Genomic DNA, 20,289 nt, shown 5'->3' with positions numbered 1-20,289 from the left:
CGCTGACCATGGGTCGCTGGTTACTGGTCGTCGTCCTCGCGCTCGCGACGGCACTCGCCGTCCTGCCCGGGCAGGCCCGGGCCGCCGCGCCGGACCCGGCCGTGGTCACGGTGGCCGCGCCGGCCGTCCACGCGGGCGAGGCGACCACCGTCACGGTCACCGTCACCGCCCAGGGTGCGCCGGTCGTCGGCGGGCAGGTCGGCATCGAGCGCAACCGCGACGGGGGGTGGGTGCCGGTGGCGGACGTCGTCACCGACGCGTCCGGGCGAGCGACCGCGAGCGTCACGCTGCTGCGGGACCCGCTGAACAACCGGGTGCGGGCGACGGTGGAAGGGACGGACCAGTACGGCGGCGCGAGCGCGACGCTCGCCGTACCTCTCCGCAAGCGCGACAGCCTGGTGACGCTCGGCGGCCCGGGCGCCTTCAAGGACGAGACGACCGCGACCCTCACCGTGCGGTGGCGGGCGGTCGGCGCAGGTCCGATCGACGGGCAGGTCGCGCTCGTGCGCCGTCTCGCCGGTGAACGCGACTGGCGCCGGGTCGCCCTGCTGGCCACCGGAGGCGACGGGACGGCCACGATCAAGGTCTCCCCTCGCGTCGACTCACGCTGGCGGGTCTTCGCCCCGCCGCTGCCCTGGGTACGCCGCGGGCGGAGCGAGGTACACAGGCTCGACAACCGGCCGCCCGTCGCGCCGGTGGTGATGCCGCGCGGGGCACCCCGGCCGCGCCGGTCGGTGCCACCTCAGCGTCGCGCGGTCGGCGACGGCGCGAACGCGCGGATCCGGCGGATCCCCAACGGGGTCTGGCGGCAGATGACCGGCCGCAGCTGGCACCGCGGCTGCCCCGTCGGTCGGGCCGGCCTGCGGCTCGTCAGCATCAACTACTGGGACTACACCGGCTACCGCCGCCGCGGCGAGCTGGTCGTGGCCGCCGGGGTCGCCGGCCGGATCGCCGGCGCGCTGCGCGACATGTACGCCGCCGAGCTGCCGATCCGCTCGATGTACCGCGTGGACCGGTTCGGCTGGTCGGAGCGGCTGCACGGAGCCGACGACTACGCGTCGATGGCCGCCGGCAACACCTCGGCCTTCAACTGCCGCGACGTCGTCGGCCGGCCCGGCATCCGGTCGCCGCACTCCTACGGCCGGTCGCTGGACATCAACCCGTGGGAGAACCCGTACCGGTCACCCCAGGGCGTCTACCCCAACACCTGGTGGCTGAGCCGGTCGCACCCGCGGATCGCCTGGCGCTCGCGCGGCCACCAGGTGGTGCAGATCATGGCCCGGCACGGCCTGCGCTGGACCTACGGGCTCAACGACATCCACCACTTCGACGCCGTGCTGCGCGGCGGCCGCGTCCTCCGCGTGCCGGGCTGCGACTCGACCGTCTGCCACTGACCGAGAACAGTCGACCCGTCGCGTTTGAACGCGACGGGTCGACGTGCAGATGAGCCGGGTCGGGGTCAGCGGGCGGCCGAGCCCTCGGTGTAGTCGCTGTCCTCCTGCTTCCAGGCGAAGTGCGAGCGGAGCAGCTTGCCGGTCGCCTCGATGGGGTGGCCGGCCTCCTTCTCCCGCAGCTCCAGGAACTCCTTGCCGCCGTTGTCCTGGTCGCCGATGAACCGCTCGGCGAACGAGCCGTCCTGGATCTCGCTGAGGATGCTCTGCATCGACTTCTTCACGTTGTCGTCGATGACCCGGGGGCCGGAGACGTAGTCGCCGTACTCGGCGGTGTCGGAGACCGACCAGCGCTGCTTGGCGATGCCGCCCTCCCACATCAGGTCGACGATCAGCTTGAGCTCGTGGAGCACCTCGAAGTAGGCGATCTCCGGCTGGTAGCCCGCGTCCATCAGGGTCTCGAAGCCCGCCTGGACGAGGTGCGAGACGCCGCCGCAGAGGACGGCCTGCTCGCCGAACAGGTCGGTCTCGGTCTCCTCGGCGAAGGTGGTCTTGATGACGCCGGCGCGGGTGCCGCCGATGGCCTTGGCGTAGGACTTCGCCAGGTCCCAGGCGGCGCCGGAAGCGTCCTGCTCGACCGCGATGATGTCCGGGATGCCGCGGCCGGCGACGTACTCACGACGGACCGTGTGACCCGGGGCCTTCGGGGCGACCAGGATGACGTCGACGCCCTCGGGCGCCTGGATGTAGCCGAACCGGATGTTGAAGCCGTGGCCGAAGACGAGGGTGTCGCCGGTCGTCAGGGCGGGTGCGATCTCGTCGCGGTAGAGGTGCCGCTGCACCTGGTCGGGCGCCAGGATGACGATGACGTCGGCCTCCTCGGCCGCGTCCCGCGGGGTGAGGACCCGCAGGCCCTGCTCCTCGGCCTTGGCGCGGCTCTTCGAGCCCTCCTTCAGGCCGACGCGGACGTCGACGCCCGAGTCGCGCAGGTTCAGCGCGTGGGCGTGACCCTGGCTGCCGTAGCCGATGACCGCCACGTGCTTGTCCTGGATGAGGGACAGGTCGGCGTCGTCGTCGTAGTAGATCTCAGCCACTGGGGGCTCTCACTTTCTGTGTTGGTGGTCGAGCCTGTCGAGACCCGTTGGAGTTTCAGCTGATGGCAGCGGGCGGCACGGGTACGGCGACCGGCTTGCCGCGTTCCGAGATCGACCGCGGGCCGCGGCCGATGGCGATGGCACCGGACTGCACGAGCTCGCGGATGCCGAACGGCTCGACCACCCGGAGGAAGTCGGCGATCTTGCCGGCGTTGCCGATGATCTGGATGGTCACCGCGTCCGCCGCCACGTCGACCACCTTGGCACGGAAGAGCTGGACGGCGTCGAGCACCTGGCCCCGCATCTCCGGGGTCGCACCCACCTTGACCAGCACCAGCTCGCGCTGGACCGACGCGGCGGGGTCGAGCTCGACGATCTTGATCACCTCGACCAGCTTGTTGAGCTGCTTGGTGACCTGCTCGAGCGGGCTGTCCTCGACGTTGACGACGATCGTCATCCGCGAGATCTCGCCGTGCTCGGTCGGCCCGACCGCCAACGACTCGATGTTGTAGCCGCGGCGGCTGAAGAGCGCGGCGATCCGGGCCAGGACACCGGGCTTGTTCTCGACCAGGACGGAGAGCGTGTGCTTGGCCATGACTTAGAGATCGTCCTCGTCGAACTGGGGAGCGAGGTCCCGGGCGTACTTGATGTCGTCGTTGCTGGTGCCGGCGGCGACCATCGGCCAGACCATCGCGTCGCGGTGGACCCGGAAGTCGACCACGACGGGGACGTCGTTGATCTCCATCGCCTTGGCGATGGTGGCGTCCACGTCATCGGGCGTCTCGCAGGCGAGACCCACGCACCCGTACGCGTCGGCGAGCTTGACGAAGTCGGGGATCCGCTTGGAGTGGAGGTCGGTGTTGGAGTAGCGCGAGTTGTAGAACAAGGTCTGCCACTGGCGCACCATGCCGAGCGACTCGTTGTTGATGACCGCGACCTTGATCGGGATGTTGTTGATCGCGCAGGTCGCGAGCTCCTGGTTGGTCATCTGGAAACAGCCGTCGCCGTCCACCGCCCACACCGGGTGGTCCGGCATGGCCACCTTGGCGCCCATCGCGGCCGGGACCGCGAAGCCCATGGTGCCGAGCCCGCCGGAGTTGATCCAGGTGTTCGGGCGCTCGTAGGGGACGAAGTGCGCCGCCCACATCTGGTGCTGGCCGACGCCGGCGGTGTAGATCGTGTCCGGTCCGGCGAGCACCCCGAGCCGCTCGAGGACGTACTGCGGCGCCAGGCCGCCGTCGGTCGGCTTGTCGTAGCCCAGCGGGTACTTCAGCTTCACCGCGGCGAGGAACTGCACCCAGCCCTCGTAGTCGCCGGTGTTGCCGGCGTCGGCCTCCGTGCGGAGGGTGGTGATCAGGTCGATCAGCACCTCGCGGACGTCGCCGACGATCGGGACCTCGGCGTGCCGGTTCTTGCCGATCTCCGCAGGGTCGATGTCGGCGTGGATCACCTTGGCACCCGGGGCGAACGTGTCGAGGTTGCCGGTCACCCGGTCGTCGAAGCGGGCGCCGAGGCTGATGATCAGGTCGCTCTTCTGCAGGGCGGCGACCGCGGCGACGGTGCCGTGCATGCCCGGCATCCCGAGGTGCTGCGGGTGGCTGTCGGGGAAGGCGCCACGCGCCATCAACGTGGTGACGACCGGCATGCCGGTCAGCTCGGCGAGCGCGAGCAGCTCCTTGGAGGCGCCCGAGCGGATGGTGCCGCCGCCGACGTAGAGCACCGGCTTGCGCGACTCGAGCATCAACCGGGCAGCCTCACGGATCTGCTTGGCGTGCGGCCGGGTCACCGGCCGGTAGCCGGGCAGGTGCAGCTCGGTCGGCCAGTCGAACGTCGTGGTCGCCTGCAGCGCGGACTTCGCGATGTCGACGAGCACCGGACCCGGGCGGCCGGTCGAGGCGATGTGGAACGCCTGGGCGACCGTGCGCGGGATGTCGGCGGGGTCGGTGATCAGGAAGTTGTGCTTGGTGATCGGCATGGTGATGCCGCGGATGTCCGCCTCCTGGAAGGCGTCGGTGCCGATCATCGCCGCGCCGACCTGACCGGTGACGGCGACCATCGGGACCGAGTCCATGTGGGCGTCCGCGATCGGCGTCACCAGGTTGGTGGCCCCCGGGCCGGAGGTCGCCATGCAGACGCCGACCCGGCCGGAGGCGGCGGCGTATCCCTGCGCTGCGTGGCCGGCGCCCTGCTCGTGCCGGACCAGGATGTGCCGGATCGGGCTGTCCATGAGCGGGTCGTAGGCCGGCAGGATCGCTCCGCCGGGGATGCCGAAGATGTCGGTCACGCCGGCGGCCTCGAGGGACTTCACCAGGCTCTGCGCCCCGGTGACGGCCGTCCCGCCCGGCTGCTGCTGATCACTCATCCGACTTCTCGTTCCTTGATCTCGTGGTGCCTCACGGTCACCCGGCACCCCGTCTGCTCGGGTCGTACTCAACAAAAAACCCCTCGGTTGCCAGGCAACGAGGGGCGGACGCGCAGGACTGTCTCAGCCGGCGCGTCCGGTGCGTACGAGGATGAGGTCCTGGCGCATGCGCCCAGAGTACGCCGTCGCACACGGTGCCGTGGGCCCAGCCTCCCACGCGTCCCAAATGACAAGACGCTCGTCTCACAACCGGAGGCGCGCCGGACGACTCGGGATCAGGGCGGCACCGTCGTGGGCGCGCGACCCACGAGGGCCTCCAGCTGTTCGAGGACCGCCGGAACGGACGCGAGGGCGGTGCCGGCGGCCCGCTCGGCCGCCTCGACCATGGAGGCGTACGCCGCCCGCACGCCGGCCTGGTCCGGCCGTGACCCGCGCAGGTGGTCCGCGAGGAGCAGCGCGTCGCGATGGTCACCGAGCAGGGACTGCACCCGCGACCCGAGCTCGCCCAGCGCGGCGGCCTCCGGACCGAGCACCGCGGCCGGCGGCTTGGTGACGGCGTCGCCGACGTGCCGGAGTCGGCGGCCGGCCCTCCGCAGTGCATGCGCGGCCTCGGGATCGCGGCGGTAGTCCGTCGTCTGGTCGATCACCCGCGCGGCCTGTGCCAGCAGCACCTCCCGCGCCACGACCGGCGCCGGCCGAGCGCTCCCATCGGTCAGCGCCGGCGCCGCGGCGGCGGCCCCCAGTGCGGTGCTGAGCGGCTCCGCGTCCGGCGACGCAGCCCAGGCGACCAGGGCTGCATGCGCCCGTGCGTGCTCCGCCAGCAGCGGTGCGACCAGGTCGTCACGCAGGTCGCCGGGGAGTCCGATCTCGGCCGCGATCCGCGCGCACCAGGCGGCCCGCACCTCGAGGTCGCGGGGCAGACCGAGGCGGTCGCCGTACTCCGCGAGCCGGGCGCGGAGCCCGCCGATCGCGGTCGGTTCGACGTACGGCGAGAACGCGGCCAGGACGTTGCGTAACCGGCGGACGGTGGTGCGCAGCTGATGCACGGCATCGGGCTCGTCGGCGAGGGCGGCTGGAGTCTTGGCGCCGATCCTCGCGACGAGGTCGCCGACGACCTCCGCGAGCATCTCGCCCGCGGTCGCCTCGGGCCCGGCCATGAGTGAACTCTGCCATGTCCGAGTAAAGGGTTCGCGGACTCGAAGAAAACTCGAAGGCATTATGCGCACCCTTGGACCGTGGGTTCTCTCCAGCACCTCACACCTCGCCGCGCGTCCGGCCGAGGCAGCCTGGCCACGCTGGCGGACACGGTCGACGAGCGACGCTACGTCTGTCCCGAGCAGCTCGACCGGCGGTTCGACCAGCTCCTCGAGGGCGAGAGCGACTCCCGGCTGCTGCTGCTGAACGGCGTCGGCGGCTCGGGGAAGAGCGCCGCGCTGCGTGAGGCGGCGCGGCGCGGCGAGCGGCTCGGCTACCACGTGATCGCCCTCGACGGTCGGCAGCTGGTCACCGTCGGGCCCCGCCTCGCGGACGTCTTCGAAGACCTGCCGGACGGCGACCTGCTGGTGCTGGTCGACGAGCTCGGCCACCTGGGCGCCCGCGCCCACGCGCTGGGTCGCATCCTCTCGACCCTGCCCGGGCCCACCCGCGTGGTCACCGCCGCCTCCGACTACGCGCACGACTGGCTCCCGACCGAGCTGGAGCCGCTCGTGGCCACGCTGCGGATGCCGGCGCTCGACGTGGAGACCTCCCACGAGGTGCTCCGCAACCACGGGGTCGACAACGGCAGCGCCCGAGCGGCGATCAGCACCTGGGCCTGCGGCCTCCCGCTCGCCCTGGTCCTCGGGGCGGCGGCCTGGGTGGAGCACGGCGCCGCCGCGATCCAGCCGGGAGGGGCGGTGCTGGCCGCGGCCGCGGACGACCTGGTCGGTCACCTCTCCGGCCTGGCTCTCGACCAGCTCGACACCGAGCTCCTCGAGGTCGCCGCCGTCGCCGGCTGGTTGGACGACCGGCTGCTGGCCGACGTGCTGCCCGACCGCGACAGCCACGACGCACTGGCCACGCTGGCGTCGTACTCCTTCGTCGAGCGCAGCGGCACCGGCGTCACGCTGCACCCGCTGGTGGCGCGAGCGGTGGCCGAGCGGGTCCGCCGCGACGGTGGGCGCATCTCGCACCTGGTGCTGCGGACCGCGTCCCACCTGCGCGACCGCGCGATCCTCGGGGACTCCCGGGCGCTGCACCAGCTCGCCGCCCTGTCCGAGGATCCCCAGCTGCGCGCAGGGATGGCACCCGCGCACAGCGCGACGCTGTACGGCGACGACGTGCGCGCCGGCGAGGACGACGAGATCGTCCGCTGGGCGCCGAAGGGACTGGCGGACGCCGTCCGCCCGTGGTTGCTGCCGCAGCCGGCGTCCTCCTGGCGGACGCCGACCCAGGTGGTGCGGCACACCGACGGGAGGGTCGTCGCCGCTGCGCTGGCGATGCCGCTCGGCGAGGCGGCCGCCCTGGTGAAGGCCGGCGACCCGCGGGCCGACCTGGTTGCACCGCTGCTCGACTACGCCGCTCGCCAGGGCTTCGACGACCGGGTCGTCATCAGCCCGTTCCAGCTGATGGCGCCGGGTGCCGCCGAGGAGGACCCCAACGTGATGGCGCTCCGCAACAGCCACACCCTGCGCCGGTGCCGGGTGTCCAACCCGCGCTTCGACCTGGTCAACGAGTTCGGATGGACCGACTTCGAGCGCGCCGTGGTCGCCGACCACGGCTACATCGAGGTGCCCGAGCTCCGCCGCGAGATCTCCGGGCACGAGGTGCGGACCTGGATCGTCGACGTCGGCCCCTGCGGGGTGGTCGGGCTGCTCTTCCGCGGCCTCGCCGGCGAGCACGGCATCGATCTCCCGGAACCGCAGACCCAGGGCGACCTGGTGCTGGCCGCGCTCGACGACTTCCACGACGACGCCGTGCTCGCGGCCCTGCCGTGCGCGCCGCTCGGCCATGACCTGCGGCACGCGGCGGACCGCGTCCGCACCTGGGTGCGCCGCACGATGATGGCGGCGCTGCACGACCAGCCCGTCCTCGCCGACCTGCTGGAGCAGCGCTACTTCGAGCCGGCCGCCACCCACGACCAGGTGATGCGGGCGACCTTCCTCAGCCGGGCGACGTACTTCCGCCGGGTGCGGACCGCGCGCGAGCTGGTGGCCGCCGCCGCCGACCGGGTCGGCGCTCCGCTCTGAGCGCCCCGGGCCCGTCCGAGGCGCGAGGACGGCCCCGGACCAGGTGCCAGGTCGAGTAGGCGCGCTCGAGCGCGAGGAACGAGCACCCAAGCGCTCGTCGTACCGAGATCAGAGCGTCGACAACGCCGTCCGTTGGCGGCCGGCCTCGTCGAAGTTGCCCGGGTCGAGCCACGCCTGGTGCGCCGCCGCCACCCGTGGCCACTCCTCGGCGGTCACCGAGAACCAGTCGGTGTCGCGGTTGCGGCCCTGGGTGACCATGTGGTTGCGGAACCGCCCCTCGTAGACGAAACCCAGCCGTCGAGCCGCACGTCGGGACGGCTCGTTGAGGCTGTCGCACTTCCACTCGAACCGGCGGTAGCCGAGGTCGTCGAACGCGTGCCGCATCAGCAGGTGGATCGCCTCGGTCGCGGCGCGGGTCCGTTGCAGCGTGCTGCCGAAGAGGACGCCGGCCACCTCGACCTGCCCGGTCCGCGGGTCGATCCGCATGTACGACGCGATGCCGGTCGCCTTGTCAGCGCCCTCGCCCTCGGCCGGCACCAGCGCGAAGGTGAGGTCGACCGGCGAGTCCAGGAGCTCGGCCAGGTGCATCCACAGGTCGGCGAGCGACGCGGGCTTCGCGATCGGCCGGTAGGTCCAGAGGGCGTCGTCGTCAGGCCCGCACACCGCGGCGAACAGGTCGGCGTAGTGCGCCGAGCTCAGCGGTACGACGCGCACGTAGTGACCGGTGAGGGTGACCGGCTCGGGCGCGGGGCGGGCCTCCCACCCGGGCACCAGGTCGCCGACGTACTGACCGAAGTCGTTGAGCTCGGGCACGCGCGTCACCAGGCCGCGCGCAGCGTCGCGTCGAGCTCCGATCCGACCGGGTCGTCGACCGAGCGGACGAAGACGGCGGTCACCCTCCCCCCGCCGTTCTGGTCCAGACGCGCGGCGACCGCGCGCCAGGCGGCGAGGTTGGGGTGGTCGACGTCGGTGCAGGCCTCGGCGGGCGCGAGCGCGGTGATCGCCTCGTCGAGCTGTTGTCGGCTGACCTCGAGGGTGGCGGTGCTGCCGTCGTGCTTGAGCACGGTCGCCAGCACCACTCCGGGCAGGCCGTGCCGGCCGCCGGGCTGGTTGACGTAGGGGAACTCGCCGTCGAGAGCGAGGCCGTAGGACACCGGCGGGACCCATCCGTCGATCTGCGCACCCAGCCGCTCGCGGATCGCGGCCAGTCCGTCGAGCGTCGACCACTCGTCGAGCGGGTCGTCGTCGAACCCGGGCAGACCGTCGAGGCTGAAGCGGTTCTTCCGCCGGCGGTAGTCCGCGGAGCCCTCCACGCCCTTGCGCGCGTAGTAGCGCTGCATCAGGTCGCGCTCCCCGGTGTAGGTCATCAGCGGGACGCCGTAGCCGCAGGAGTCGGAGACCCGCTCGACGTCGACCACCACGACCGCCCGAGCGCCGGGCAACGCGGAGAAGTGCGCCGCCAGGTCGTCGTACCCCTCGTCGTAGAGGGTGACCACCCGGCCGGTGCCGTGCAGCCGGACGATGTTGGGGGCACCTTCGAACGCGCAGAACATGATCGTGATCCGGCCGTTCTCGCGGAGGTGGGCGATGGTCTCCGTGCCGCTGCCCGTGCCGTCCAGCCAGGCGAAGGTGTGGTCGTCGAGGACGGCGAACGTGCCGCTCACCCCGCGCGGGGAGACGTTGATCAGTCCGTCGCCCGCCAGCGGGGCAGTCGCGACGAAGAAGACGTGCTGCGCCTCGATGAACTCCCGCAGGCGTCTGCCGATCGCCTGGTGCACCTTGCCCATGCCCTGAGAATAGGCGGCCCGCAGTCGGGGGGAACCACCGAGCCGTTCGCGGTGTAATGAGGTCAGTAGCCACCGAGAGCCGGAGCCAGCGACGGACGAGAGCGGGACGGTACGACGCGCACAGGCGGGTGACCGGGATGCGTTCGCGCAGCTGGTCACCCGGCACGGTGCTGCCGCGACCCGGGCGGCAGCGTGGTTCGGGGCCGGTCCCGACGCGGACGATGTGGTGCAGGAGGCGTTCGTGAAGGCGTGGCAGGCGCTCGACCGGTTCCGTCCCGAGGCACCGTTCCGGCCGTGGCTGATCAGGATCGTGGCCAACCAGACCCGCAACACGGTGCGCAGCCGCCGTCGCCGCGATGCCCTGGCCGTCCGGGCGCTCGACCTGCGGGACGGGACGGACCCCGCCCTCGACGCGCTCGCCGCCGAGCGCCAGCGGGCGCTGCTGACAGCGGTCCGGTCCCTGCGTGCCGCCGAACGCGACGTAGTGGTGTGCCGGTGGCTGCTCGGCCTCGACGAGGCGGAGACCGCGGCCGCGTTGGAGATCCCGCGCGGCACCGCCAAGTCCCGGGCGTCCCGGGCGCTGGCCCGGCTACGGACCCAGCTGGCGGACCTGGAGGTGAGCCATGATCGAGCGTGAGCTGGCCGCGCTGGCCGACCGGGTCGCGCCGGCGCCGCCGCCCGACCTTCCCGACCGGGTGCTGGCCCGGATCGGCGACCTCGACATCGACGGTGGCCGGAGCCCGAGGCGTGTGTGGGGTCCGGTGGCCGCGGGTGTCGCGGCACTCGTCGCAGCCTCGTTCCTCTCGCCCCAGGTGCGCGCCGTCGCGGCGGACGTCCTCGGCGTGGCCGGCATCGAGTTCTCCTCGGACACCCCGGACGCGCCGCCGGAGCCCCGGGAGCCGCTCCCGGACTCGCGCGACTCCTCGCTCGCCGAGGCGCAGGCGCAGGTCGACTTCCGGGTCGGTGTCCCCGGCGAGCTCGGTCCGCCGGAGACGGTGACCGTTGCGGACCGCGGCCGGGTCGCCTCGATGACCTGGCGCGGCGGAGACCTGCGGCTCGACCAGTTCGACGGCACCTTGGGGCCGGTGTTCTCCAAGCAGGTCGGTGTGCTGGCGACCGAGGAGCTCGACGTCAACGGTGCCACCGCCTGGTGGATCGACGCGCCGCACGACCTGACCTACGTCGACCGGCAGGGGCGCGAGGTCACCGCGACGGCTCGGCTCGCCGGCACCACCTTGGTGTGGGACGGCGGCAACGGGGTGACCTTCCGGCTCGAGGGCGAGCGGTTGAACCGGGAGGACGCTTTTGCGATCGCGCGGTCGGTGCGCTGACCCGGAACCCATCCGGGCCGGGCGGTGTATCCAGGACATGAACACTGCCTCGCGCCTTGCCTGTGCCGTCGTCCTCGCCGCGCTGGCGACGGTCTCGACGGCCACGCCCGCGACCGCCAAGGGCCCGACCGACGTCGATGTCTCCGGCCCCGGCGTCGACGGCGTGCACCTGACATACACCGCCCGTGCAGACGTCGACGCCGGCAGCCTCGGCGAAGCATCCCGGCTCTACGACATGTGGAGCCCCGGGTTGCTGGAGCCCGCGCCCGACCTGACCGAGGAGGAGCTCGGACCCCGCTACCTGCTGACCTGGTCAGGAGACCCGCACAGCGGCGAGACCGGGACGGACCTGGTCGTGCAGCACGCCTACCCCTTTGCCGAAGGTGGTGCCTGGGTCGAGTTCCCACCCGATCAGGAGCTGTGGGGTGCGCCGATCGCGCAGGGCTGGATTCAGACGCCGAAGCTGACGGCGGAGCTGGTCGAGCTCGGTGCGGCCGACGACGTGGCCGACCCCGCCGTGGCCGAGGTCGACCCCGATGCCGTTTCGGTGGCTCCCGAGGCGTCGCGCGACAGCGACGACGCGAGCTCGTCGCACGACGTCGCCGTTTGGACCGGCGCCGGGCTCGCCGTCGTGCTCGCGGCCGGTGGGGTTGTGCTGTGGCGGCGCCGGCTCAGCCGGTGAGGAGTGCGGCATGAGGTCCGTTGCTCGATCGATCTGCGTCGTCGTTCTCGCCCTGACGACGTGGGTGCCGACGATGCCGGCGGTCGCGAAAGGTCCGACCGACGTCGCCGTCGAGGGCCCCGGCGTCGACGTACACCTGACCTCTACCGCGGGCAGCCACAACGCGGACATGGAAGCCCTGGCCGAGGCAGCACGCGTGTACGACTTACTCGGCCGGCGACAGTTGTCAACGACGCCGAAGGTCGCGGCGGCAGAGCTCGGTCCTCGCTACGTGTTGTCCTGGACGGTAGGGGGCATGGACTTCCGGGTACAGCACGCATACCCGTTCGCCGTCGGCGGGCCCTGGATCCGGTTCCTCCCAACGGACCTTGAGCGAGGCGTGACGATTTCCGGATGGGTGCGCGCGCCCGCCTTGAGGCAGACGCTGGTTTCGCTCGGCGCGATCCCGGACTTGCCGAAGCCCACCCTGACCTCGTCCGATCCCACTGTCGGCGCGGCTGAAGAGCCGACACCGGCGTCCGCCGACGAGGGCGACACCTCGTCCTACCACTTCTTGATGCCGGCCGGCGTCCTGCTCGCGGTGGCAGTTGTGGTGGGCGTGATCGTCGCGCGGAGGCGGCGGCTCAGCCGGTAATCGCCCCGACTGCGGCCGACTGCACCAGCTGGGCGTACTTCCCGAGCACGCCCTTGGTGTACTTCGGCGGCAGTGGGGCCCACCCCTCCTTGCGCCGCTCGAGCTCCTCGGGCTCGACATCGAGCTCGAGGGTCCGGTTGGCCACGTCGAGGATGATCGGGTCACCGTCGCGCACGAACGCAATCGGTCCGGCGTCCACCGCTTCGGGGGCGATGTGGCCGACACAGAGCCCGGTGGTGCCGCCCGAGAACCGGCCGTCGGTCACCAGCAGGACGTCCTTGCCGAGGCCGGCACCCTTGATGGCACCGGTGATGGCGAGCATCTCGCGCATGCCGGGACCGCCCTTGGGGCCCTCGTAGCGGATCACGACCACGTCTCGGGGCCTGATGGTGCCCTGCTCGAGCGCGTCCATCGCCGCCCGCTCGCCGTCGAAGACGCGGGCGGTGCCCTCGAAGAGCGACTCGTCGAAGCCGGCGCTCTTCACGACCGCGCCGTCCGGGGCCAGCGTGCCCTTGAGGATGGTCAGGCCGCCGGTCTTGTGGATCGGCTTGTCGAGCGTGCGGACGATGGCGCCGTCGACGGCCGGCGGGGCGATCTCATCGAGGTTCTCCGCCAGCGTCTTGCCGGTCACGGTCAGGCAGTCGCCGTGGAGAAGCCCGGCGTCGAGGAGCGCCCGCATCACGACGGGGATGCCACCGACCCGGTCGAAGTCGACCCAGACGTACTTGCCGAACGGCTTCATGTCGGCCAGGTGCGGGACCTTGTCACCGATCCGGGTGAAGTCGTCGAGAGTCAGCTCGACCTCGGCCTCACGGGCGATGGCGAGCAGGTGGAGCACGGCGTTCGTCGAGCCGCCGAGCGCCATGACGACCGCGATCGCGTTCTCGAACGCCTCGCGGGTCATGATCTGGCGCGCCGTGATGCCCTTGCGCAGCATCTCGACGACGGCTTCGCCGGACTTGTGGGCGAACCCGTCGCGGCGCCGGTCCACGGCCGGCGGCGCGGCCGAGCCGGGCAGCGCCATGCCGAGCGCCTCCGCGACGGCCGCCATCGTGTTGGCGGTGTAGGCGCCGCCGCACGCACCCTCACCGGGACAGATCGCGCGCTCGATCTCGTCGACCTTCTCACGGGAGATCTTGCCGGCCAGGCACGCGCCCACGGCCTCGAACGCGTCGATGATCGTCACGTCCTCGCCGTCGACCTTGCCCGGCAGGATCGTGCCGGCGTAGAGGAACACCGAGGCCAGGTCGAGACGGGCGGCAGCCATCAGCATGCCGGGGAGCGACTTGTCACAGCCGGCGAGCAGCACCGAGCCGTCGAGCCGCTCGGCCATCATCACGGTCTCGACCGAGTCGGCGATCACCTCACGCGACACCAGCGAGAAGTGCATGCCCTCGTGGCCCATCGAGATGCCGTCGGACACCGAGATGGTGCCGAACTCCAGCGGGTAGCCACCGGCGGCGTGCACGCCGTTCTTGGCCGCCTTGGCGAGCCGGTCGAGCGACAGGTTGCAGGGGGTGATCTCGTTCCAGCTCGAGGCGACGCCGATCTGGGGCTTGGCGAAGTCGTCGTCCCCCATGCCGACCGCGCGCAGCATGCCGCGGGCCGCTGCCTTCTCGAGGCCGTCCGTGACGTCGCGCGAGCGGGGCTTGATGTCGGGTTGCGAGCCCGGAGCGGTCGGGCCTTGGTCGGTCGATCGAGCCATGCGTCGAGCGTAGTCGGCGGCAGCTGTCGAGCCGGAGCCCTGTCCATCCTTGTATCGGTACTCGGTACGGATGTACGGCGCGCGCGGGCCGACCAGTCTGAGAGTGCACATCCAGGACACCAGCCCGCGGGGGATCGCGACCATGACAACACTTCTGATCAGCCTCGATCTTGATCCGTCACGCGCCGACGAGGTGGTCGCGCTGCTGCGGAGCGAGATGGCCCCGTGGATGCGACATCAGCCCGGGTTCGTGTCCAGCCACTGGTTCCTGGCCGACGACCGCCGGCACTGCACGATCACAGTCGAGTTCGCCTCGGAGTCCGAGGCGACCGACGTCGCCCGGGCCACGCTCGCGCTCCCCTCCAACCCGGCCCGCTCCTGGAACGTCGCCCGGGTCGACAGCGTGTCCGACCTGAACTTCGCGCCGCGGCCGGGACTCCGGCTGGGAGACAGTCCCTGACGATCCTGCTGCGTTTTCCGCCGTTTCAGGACCGTTTCGTCAGGGAGTACGGCGATCTCAGCCCGCCAGGTGTACGGCGAGCGCGCCCCGGTCGGGGGCGCCGGTGCGCTGCAGCAGGCGCGCGACGTGCGTCTCGACGGTGCGCACCGAGAGGAACAGCCGGTCGGCGATCGCCTTGTTGGGCAGGCCGTCGACGACGAGCTCGAGCACGTCGTACTCGCGGGCGGTGACGCCGAGCCGCTGGAGGTGGGCAGGCACCCGGACGCTGCCGACCGCACGCCGGGGTACGGCGAAGCCGGCCTCCCGCATCGCGACCCGGCACGCCGACGCCGCCTCGGTCTGACCGATCTCGACGAAGCCGTCGAGAGCGTGCCGGAACCACGACTCGGGAGTTCCCCAGCCGTCGGCCGCAGCCGAGCGCGCGACGAGCATCTGTGCGTGCAGCTCCATCCACGGCTCCCGGCCCGGGAAAGCCCATTCGGAGTCGGCGAACACCCGCTCCGCCTGCTCGCGGTCACCGGCCCGTCCGAGGGCCACCGCGTCGGCGTAGCGCAGCGCGAACCGGTTGTGCGGCGAGTTGGCCTGTGGTCCGTTGCGGACCTCTTCGCGCGCGTCCGCGCCGCCGGCGCCGTCGTCGAGGACGGTCTCGAGCAACGCCCACAACCCCCGGGTCGAGAACGGCACACCGGGGAACCGGCGCGCGCCCTCCATCGCCTTGGCCCATTGCGCGCGCGCCTCGTCGTAGTTGCCGCGAGCCATGGCGACGGGCGCGAGCACGTGCCCGGGCAGACCGACGAGCCACATCCCCTCGTCGACGATGATCTTCTCCGCGACGTCGACGTCAGCAGCCATCGCGTCGTCACGTCCCGCGAGCCCGTGGGTGAAGGCGCGGATCAGGTAGGCGCTGGGCAGGTCCGGGAGCCGCAGCCGCTCCATCATCGCGATCGCGTTGTCGATGGCCGCCATCGCGGCGTCGAGCTCGAAGTAGCGGATCCGGACGATGTTGAGGTCGAGCTCGACCCGCGCCGCGGTCGCGATCGCACCCGCAGCGAGCGCAGCGCGCCGGGCGGCGATCAGACGGTCGTCGGTCGGCCTCCGGGACACCAGCTCGAGGGCGCCGAGCGCGGCCAGCAGCCGGCACCGCCAGAGCACCAGCCCGGCGCGGTCGGCAAGTCGGAACCCTTCCTCGAACGCCTCCTCCGCCTCGACCACGTCCCGGCCCCGCGCGGCGCGGCCCAGCACCTCCCAGGCCTCGCAGGCGACCTCGGGCCGGTCGTCGCCGACGCTCTCGAGCGCGGCCCGGGCACGCTCAGCTGCGACCTCGTCCTGGTAGCGGCCCAGAGCCAGCCGAGCCCCGAGCACGTGCGCGAGCGCGACGTCGCACGAGCCCGCCTGCTCGAGCGTGGCCTCCGCCTCGTCCCAGCGGCCGCCGACGAGCAGCGCGCGCGCCAGCCGGAGCCGGAGCCGGGCCAGTCGGTCGGCCTCGTCGCCGAGGGCGACCAGCTCGTCGACCAGGCACTCCGCCGCGGCCACCGCACGCGGGATGTCGCCGGAGAGGGCGTGCACCTCGACCTCGGTCTCGCGGATGTCGAGGTCGAGGCCGCCGCCCTCCTGGGCCGCCGCACGGACCAGGGCCTCCTCGGCACTGGTCAGCGCTCCGCGGGCGATCGCACCGCGAGCCGCGGCGAGCCAGTGCTCCGCCGCGCGGGCCCCGTCGCCGGCAGCCTCGAACAGCTCGGCCAGGGCCTGCGCGGACCCTGCGTCCCGGTCGGTGCCGTGCTCGGCGACCGCCTCGGCGAGCACGGCGGCGAGCCGCCGGCGGTCGGGCGGGAGCACTGTCGCGAGGACGGCCTCGCGGGTCAGCGCATGGCGGATCGCGAACCCGTCCTCGTCCGCTACGACCAGGCGCTCGCGGCGCAGGTCCCGGATGGCCGTGGCGGTGGTGCGGTCATCGAGGCCCAGCGCCGCGCCCACGACCTGCCAGTCGAAGCCGATGCCCAGCAGCGCCGCCGCCTCCATCACCTCGCGCGCGGTCGGTGAGACGGCGTCGAGCCGGGCCTCGACCGACCGTGCGAACGACGACGGCACGGTGGCCGACAGCTCCGTCGCGACCCGCCAGGCGCCGCCGTCCTCACGCACGAGGGCGCCGGAGGACTGCAGGTCGGCCAGCACCTCCTCGACCAGCAGCGGGAAACCGGCGGAGAAGCGCAGCACCCAGTCGGCGAGACCGTCGGGTGCGGATCCGTCCAGGCAGGCGGCCAGCATCTCGGCGACGTCGTCCCGGCCGAGCGGCACCAGCTCCACGGACTCCGCGGCGCTCCGCGCCTCCAGCGCGCCGACCAGCTCGGTGACGGCCGGGGCGTCGTACGGCCGCGTGGTCGCGACGACCAGCAGCGGCACGTCCCGGACGTTGTCGGCGACGTACTCCAGGACACCGAGGGTCTCGGGGTCGGCCCAGTGCAGGTCCTCGATCAGCAGCAGCACTCCGGGGCCGTCGAGCGCCGAGGCCAGCCGCAGCATCGCCTCGCCGACCAGCATGACGGACGACCCGCCGTCGTGCGGCGCCGTGCCGAGCTGCGGAGCGAGCCGTCCGAGGGCGGGAAGGTACGGCGCGAGCCGGCGGTCCTCGGGCACGGTCCCGGTGCGCAGCCACGCCAGCAACGCCTCGCCGAGCGGCCGCATCGGCATCGGCGCGGCGGACCGCACCCCGCGGCCGGCCAGCACCGCCATGCCCGCCTGCTCCGCCTCCGCGAGCACGGTCGCGGCGAGACGGGACTTCCCCACCCCCGGTTCGCCACGGAGCACGAACACCCCGCCGTGACCGGATGCGGGCAGCGCAAGCGCGCCCCGGAGACGTGCCATCTCGTCCGCCCGGGAGACGAGGACCGGACAACGCACGCGCTGATCGTAGACGGGGACCACCGGTCGGGGACGGGTCTTTGCGTAGTCCCGCGCCGGCAAGCTGGTGATACGGCTGTGCCGGTTGGGGTCAGGCCGCTTCGGCGGCGGCCTTGAGCGAGGCCAGACCCCTGTCGAAGTCCTTGCGGATCGCGTTGTCGAAGAACAACTTCCCCATCACGGCGAAGACCAGGTTGCGCTCGCCGGTCATCGACCAGGCGACCTCGGTCTGCTCGCCGCGGGGGTGGAGCTCGAACACGATCTTGTTGGTGGCCTTGAAGGGCTTCTCGAAGACGAGATCGACGTCGATCCGCTCAGGGGTGATCGCGGCCATCGTCATCGAGCCCTGGCCGGCCTTCTTGTTGCCGGACCAGGCGTAATGGGCGCCGACACCCTCGCCGGTGTAGGTGCGCTGCAGGTCGGGGTCGAGACCCTCCCACGGCGACCACTGCACCCACGCCCTGAAGTCGGTGATGAGCGGCCTGATCGCTGCCGGCGGAGCATCGATCACGATGGTGCGGGTGCTCGAGAAGCCTGGCATGACCGCAACCTACTCGACCACGCCGACCTTGAGGGACATCACGTCCGGCAGATCACTGATGATCTGGCGCCAGCGGGTGCCGTCATCAGTCGATGCCCACACGGCCCCGTTGCGAGCGCCGAGGTAGAGCCCTGCCGGGTCGTGGGTGTCGGCACACATCGCGTCGCGCATGACCGCGACGTAGAACGGGTCGGGGAGGCCATCGTCGTACGGCGTCCACGACTCGCCTGCGTCGTCGGACCGCCAGACGCGCGCCCGGCCCTCGGGCGGGTAGCGGCCGTCGCCGCCGCCCAGCGGGAAGACGTAGATCGTGTCGGGCCGGTGCGGGTGGACGACGACCGGGAAGCCGAAGTCGCTCGGCAGGTCGTCGCCGATGGACGTCCAGGACCCGCCCTCGTCGTCGGAGCGGTAGACGCCTCCGTGGTTCTGCGCGAACAGCCGCTCCGGGCGGCTCGGGTGCCGGGTCACCTTGTGCACGCACTGGCCGAACTCGGGATAGCGCTGGTCCTCGGGGAGGAAGTCGGCGCGGATCCCCTGGTTGCGCGGCGCCCACGAGGCACCGCCGTCGGTCGTCTGGTAGACGCCGCCGGTCGAGATCGCCACCGTGACCGAGTCGGTGTCGGTCGGGTGCGGGAGGATCGTGTGGAACGCCTGGCCACCGAAGCCGGCGCCCCACTCAGGCTTCTGCGGGTGGTTCCAGAGGGCCTCCTCCAGCGCGAAGGTCTCGCCGCGGTCGGCGGACCTCCACACCGCGCCGGGCTCGGTGCCGGCGTAGACGACCCCGTCGGCGGCACCCGGCACGAGCTGCCAGACCCGCTCGACCGTGGCACCGCTGCCCTCGGGGAACCGGATCGCCCCACCGGAGGTCTCCCGCCAGGTCTCGCCGAGGTCGTCGGACCAGCGCACCTGGGGGCCCAGCCAGCTCGACGACGCGCCGGCGAACAGCCGCGGGCTCCCGCCTCTGGTGTCGACCAGGCAGGAGTAGACCTCCTCCATGTCATGGTGTGGCCCGCTCCACGACCAGTCCTCGCGGCGGTCGTCGGACCGGCCGATCCAGAGTCCCTTGCGGGTGCCGACCATCAGGATGGTGCCCATGCGTCCTCCTCGCTGGCAGAGCCGGACGGCATCGTCCGTCCCGCTACCCCTACCTTGACCCGCCGACGCCCCGGATGTCATCGGTCACCGGCGATCGACCTCGCTCGCGCAGGACAGAACGACGGCCGGAGCGCTCGACGGACCCCGCGCCTCCTAGATTGACCCGCGTGATGACCGCCGCGCCCGCCCGGGGACCCGCGATCGCCCTCGTGCTCGTCGGCATCGCCTCGGTCCAGCTCGGAGCCGGCGTCGCGAAGAACCTCTTCGACGAGATCAGCCCGACCGCGCTGGTGTGGCTGCGGCTCGCGTCGAGCTCGCTGGTGCTGCTGGCGATCGCCCGACCGCGGTGGAGCGGGCGCGACCGCGCGGACTGGCTCGCGGTCCTCGGGTTCGGCGTGTCGTTGGGGGTGATGAACTGGGCGATCTACCAGTCGTTCAGCCGGATCCCGATCGGGATCGCGGTGACGATCGAGTTCATCGGCCCGCTCGCGGTGGCGGTCGTCGGGTCCCGCCGGCTTCGCGACCTGACCTGGGTCGGGCTGGCCGCGCTCGGCGTGCTCCTGCTCGGCGCCGAGCCTGCCGACCTCGACCCGGTCGGCGTCGCGTGCGCATTCGTCGCGGGCGCGTCCTGGGCTGGCTATATCCTGCTGAGCGCGCACACGGGGCGGCGCTGGGAGGGGCTGGACGGCCTGGCGGTCGCGAGCGTCCTCGCCGTGCTCCTGCTCACCCCGGCGCTCGCCGGCACCGACCGGGGCCCGATCGTCGATCCCCGGATCGTGCTCCTCGGCGCCGCGGTCGGCCTGCTCAGCTCGGTGGTCCCCTACAGCTGCGAGCTGATCGCGCTGCGTCGGCTGCGGCCGGCCTTGTTCGGAGTGCTGATGAGCCTGGAGCCGGCCGCCGCGGCCCTCGCCGGGCTGCTCGTGGTCGGCGAGCACCTCAGTCTCGTGCAGTGGTCGGCCGTCGCCTGTGTGGTGGCGGCGAGCGTCGGTGCCACCCGGGTGGCCGCCCGGCCGGAGCCGGCGCCACCGCCGGCTGCCGGGTAAGGCCGGACCTCGCACTCAGGATCATTTCACCGAGATGTC

18 protein-coding genes are annotated in these 20,289 nt (G+C 72.4%); 8 read left to right on the top strand and 10 right to left on the bottom strand.

The window, feature by feature from the left end:
- The first annotated feature begins 8 nt into the window (after nucleotides 1-8).
- Entirely contained in the window at nucleotides 9-1,394 is a 1,386-nt protein-coding gene (locus SHK19_RS06875) for a M15 family metallopeptidase (RefSeq protein WP_322938208.1), read from the top strand.
- A 65-nt stretch (nucleotides 1,395-1,459) separates the two neighbouring features.
- Here SHK19_RS06875 and ilvC read toward each other — a convergent pair whose 3' ends face one another.
- The 4 genes from ilvC to SHK19_RS06855 form a co-directional block, all read right to left on the bottom strand.
- Nucleotides 1,460-2,485 carry a ketol-acid reductoisomerase gene (ilvC, locus tag SHK19_RS06870; protein WP_322457828.1) on the bottom strand — a complete coding sequence of 342 codons (1,026 nt, stop codon included), beginning with the start codon at nucleotides 2,483-2,485 and terminating at the stop codon, nucleotides 1,460-1,462.
- A gap of 55 nt (nucleotides 2,486-2,540) precedes the next feature.
- Nucleotides 2,541-3,080, bottom strand: a complete 540-nt coding sequence (gene ilvN / locus SHK19_RS06865; RefSeq protein ID WP_322457827.1) for an acetolactate synthase small subunit — start codon at nucleotides 3,078-3,080, stop codon at nucleotides 2,541-2,543.
- 3 nt (nucleotides 3,081-3,083) lie between these two features.
- A complete protein-coding gene (locus SHK19_RS06860) occupies nucleotides 3,084-4,847 on the bottom strand; it encodes an acetolactate synthase large subunit (RefSeq protein WP_322457826.1) in 1,764 nt (587 codons plus the stop codon).
- A 275-nt stretch (nucleotides 4,848-5,122) separates the two neighbouring features.
- Nucleotides 5,123-6,004, bottom strand: coding sequence for a CHAD domain-containing protein (locus SHK19_RS06855; protein WP_322457825.1), 882 nt, complete (start codon nucleotides 6,002-6,004; stop codon nucleotides 5,123-5,125).
- A 78-nt stretch (nucleotides 6,005-6,082) separates the two neighbouring features.
- Here SHK19_RS06855 and SHK19_RS06850 point away from each other — a divergent pair, with 78 nt between their 5' ends.
- Nucleotides 6,083-8,074, top strand: a complete 1,992-nt coding sequence (locus SHK19_RS06850; RefSeq protein ID WP_322938207.1) for a hypothetical protein — start codon at nucleotides 6,083-6,085, stop codon at nucleotides 8,072-8,074.
- A gap of 108 nt (nucleotides 8,075-8,182) precedes the next feature.
- On the opposite strand, the gene SHK19_RS06845 is transcribed toward SHK19_RS06850, so the two are convergent.
- Together SHK19_RS06845 and SHK19_RS06840 are read right to left on the bottom strand one after the other, a co-directional pair.
- On the bottom strand, nucleotides 8,183-8,896 hold the full coding sequence (locus SHK19_RS06845) for a GNAT family N-acetyltransferase (RefSeq protein ID WP_322938206.1): 714 nt from the start codon (nucleotides 8,894-8,896) through the stop codon (nucleotides 8,183-8,185).
- The gene (locus SHK19_RS06840) at nucleotides 8,893-9,861 is read right to left on the bottom strand and encodes a pyridoxamine 5'-phosphate oxidase family protein (protein ID WP_322938205.1); all 969 of its coding nucleotides are present in this window, start codon (nucleotides 9,859-9,861) and stop codon (nucleotides 8,893-8,895) included. The genes SHK19_RS06845 and SHK19_RS06840 overlap by 4 nt, the downstream gene beginning before the upstream one ends.
- A gap of 151 nt (nucleotides 9,862-10,012) precedes the next feature.
- On the opposite strand from SHK19_RS06840, the gene SHK19_RS06835 reads away from it, so the two are divergent.
- Genes SHK19_RS06835 through SHK19_RS06820 form a run of 4 tightly spaced genes read left to right on the top strand, consistent with a single transcriptional unit; the run spans nucleotide 10,013 to nucleotide 12,508 of the window.
- Nucleotides 10,013-10,498, top strand: coding sequence for an RNA polymerase sigma factor (locus SHK19_RS06835; protein ID WP_405030488.1), 486 nt, complete (start codon nucleotides 10,013-10,015; stop codon nucleotides 10,496-10,498).
- Nucleotides 10,485-11,192, top strand: a complete 708-nt coding sequence (locus SHK19_RS06830; protein ID WP_322938204.1) for a hypothetical protein — start codon at nucleotides 10,485-10,487, stop codon at nucleotides 11,190-11,192. The genes SHK19_RS06835 and SHK19_RS06830 overlap by 14 nt, the downstream gene beginning before the upstream one ends.
- Before the next feature lie 37 nt (nucleotides 11,193-11,229).
- Nucleotides 11,230-11,874, top strand: a complete 645-nt coding sequence (locus SHK19_RS06825; RefSeq protein WP_322938203.1) for a hypothetical protein — start codon at nucleotides 11,230-11,232, stop codon at nucleotides 11,872-11,874.
- Between the two features lie 10 nt (nucleotides 11,875-11,884).
- Complete coding sequence (locus SHK19_RS06820; RefSeq protein WP_322938202.1) at nucleotides 11,885-12,508, top strand: hypothetical protein; 624 nt, start codon at nucleotides 11,885-11,887, stop codon at nucleotides 12,506-12,508.
- Here SHK19_RS06820 and ilvD read toward each other — a convergent pair.
- Nucleotides 12,498-14,213 carry a dihydroxy-acid dehydratase gene (ilvD, locus tag SHK19_RS06815; RefSeq protein ID WP_322938201.1) on the bottom strand — a complete coding sequence of 572 codons (1,716 nt, stop codon included), beginning with the start codon at nucleotides 14,211-14,213 and terminating at the stop codon, nucleotides 12,498-12,500. The two genes, SHK19_RS06820 and ilvD, sit on opposite strands and share 11 nt — an antisense overlap.
- Nucleotides 14,214-14,355: 142 nt before the next feature.
- On the opposite strand from ilvD, the gene SHK19_RS06810 reads away from it, so the two are divergent.
- On the top strand, nucleotides 14,356-14,673 hold the full coding sequence (locus SHK19_RS06810) for an antibiotic biosynthesis monooxygenase (RefSeq protein WP_322457818.1): 318 nt from the start codon (nucleotides 14,356-14,358) through the stop codon (nucleotides 14,671-14,673).
- 57 nt (nucleotides 14,674-14,730) lie between these two features.
- Here the strand turns inward: SHK19_RS06810 and SHK19_RS06805 are convergent, their stop codons facing one another.
- The 3 genes from SHK19_RS06805 to SHK19_RS06795 all read right to left on the bottom strand — a co-directional run bounded on the left by SHK19_RS06805 (nucleotide 14,731) and on the right by SHK19_RS06795 (nucleotide 19,207).
- Nucleotides 14,731-17,571, bottom strand: coding sequence for an ATP-binding protein (locus SHK19_RS06805; RefSeq protein ID WP_322938200.1), 2,841 nt, complete (start codon nucleotides 17,569-17,571; stop codon nucleotides 14,731-14,733).
- 91 nt (nucleotides 17,572-17,662) lie between these two features.
- Nucleotides 17,663-18,112, bottom strand: a complete 450-nt coding sequence (locus SHK19_RS06800; protein WP_322457816.1) for an SRPBCC family protein — start codon at nucleotides 18,110-18,112, stop codon at nucleotides 17,663-17,665.
- Nucleotides 18,113-18,121: 9 nt separating this feature from the next.
- Nucleotides 18,122-19,207: a WD40/YVTN/BNR-like repeat-containing protein gene (locus tag SHK19_RS06795; RefSeq protein ID WP_322938199.1), complete on the bottom strand. Its 1,086-nt coding sequence runs from the start codon at nucleotides 19,205-19,207 to the stop codon at nucleotides 18,122-18,124.
- 170 nt (nucleotides 19,208-19,377) lie between these two features.
- Here SHK19_RS06795 and SHK19_RS06790 point away from each other — a divergent pair, with 170 nt between their 5' ends.
- Nucleotides 19,378-20,250, top strand: a complete 873-nt coding sequence (locus SHK19_RS06790; RefSeq protein ID WP_322938676.1) for an EamA family transporter — start codon at nucleotides 19,378-19,380, stop codon at nucleotides 20,248-20,250.
- The last annotated feature ends 39 nt before the right edge of the window (nucleotides 20,251-20,289 follow it).

It is taken from the genome of Nocardioides bizhenqiangii, assembly GCF_034661235.1.
GTDB classification, from domain to species: Bacteria; Actinomycetota; Actinomycetes; order Propionibacteriales; family Nocardioidaceae; genus Nocardioides; species Nocardioides bizhenqiangii.
The sequence above is the reverse complement of the archived record's forward strand: the minus strand, read 5'-3'. Positions and strand labels throughout refer to the sequence as shown.

Bases quoted from the DNA above. Each gene is read 5' to 3' on its own strand.
- SHK19_RS06875 (WP_322938208.1), top strand. From the start codon at position 9: ATGGGTCGCTGGTTACTGGTCGTCGTCCTCGCGCTCGCGACGGCACTC.
- ilvN (WP_322457827.1), bottom strand. From the start codon at position 3,080: ATGGCCAAGCACACGCTCTCCGTCCTGGTCGAGAACAAGCCCGGTGTC.
- SHK19_RS06860 (WP_322457826.1), bottom strand. From the start codon at position 4,847: ATGAGTGATCAGCAGCAGCCGGGCGGGACGGCCGTCACCGGGGCGCAG.
- SHK19_RS06855 (WP_322457825.1), bottom strand. From the start codon at position 6,004: ATGGCCGGGCCCGAGGCGACCGCGGGCGAGATGCTCGCGGAGGTCGTC.
- SHK19_RS06840 (WP_322938205.1), bottom strand. From the start codon at position 9,861: ATGGGCAAGGTGCACCAGGCGATCGGCAGACGCCTGCGGGAGTTCATC.
- SHK19_RS06830 (WP_322938204.1), top strand. From the start codon at position 10,485: ATGATCGAGCGTGAGCTGGCCGCGCTGGCCGACCGGGTCGCGCCGGCG.
- SHK19_RS06825 (WP_322938203.1), top strand. From the start codon at position 11,230: ATGAACACTGCCTCGCGCCTTGCCTGTGCCGTCGTCCTCGCCGCGCTG.
- SHK19_RS06820 (WP_322938202.1), top strand. From the start codon at position 11,885: ATGAGGTCCGTTGCTCGATCGATCTGCGTCGTCGTTCTCGCCCTGACG.
- ilvD (WP_322938201.1), bottom strand. From the start codon at position 14,213: ATGGCTCGATCGACCGACCAAGGCCCGACCGCTCCGGGCTCGCAACCC.
- SHK19_RS06810 (WP_322457818.1), top strand. From the start codon at position 14,356: ATGACAACACTTCTGATCAGCCTCGATCTTGATCCGTCACGCGCCGAC.
- SHK19_RS06800 (WP_322457816.1), bottom strand. From the start codon at position 18,112: ATGCCAGGCTTCTCGAGCACCCGCACCATCGTGATCGATGCTCCGCCG.
- SHK19_RS06795 (WP_322938199.1), bottom strand. From the start codon at position 19,207: ATGGGCACCATCCTGATGGTCGGCACCCGCAAGGGACTCTGGATCGGC.
- SHK19_RS06790 (WP_322938676.1), top strand. From the start codon at position 19,378: ATGACCGCCGCGCCCGCCCGGGGACCCGCGATCGCCCTCGTGCTCGTC.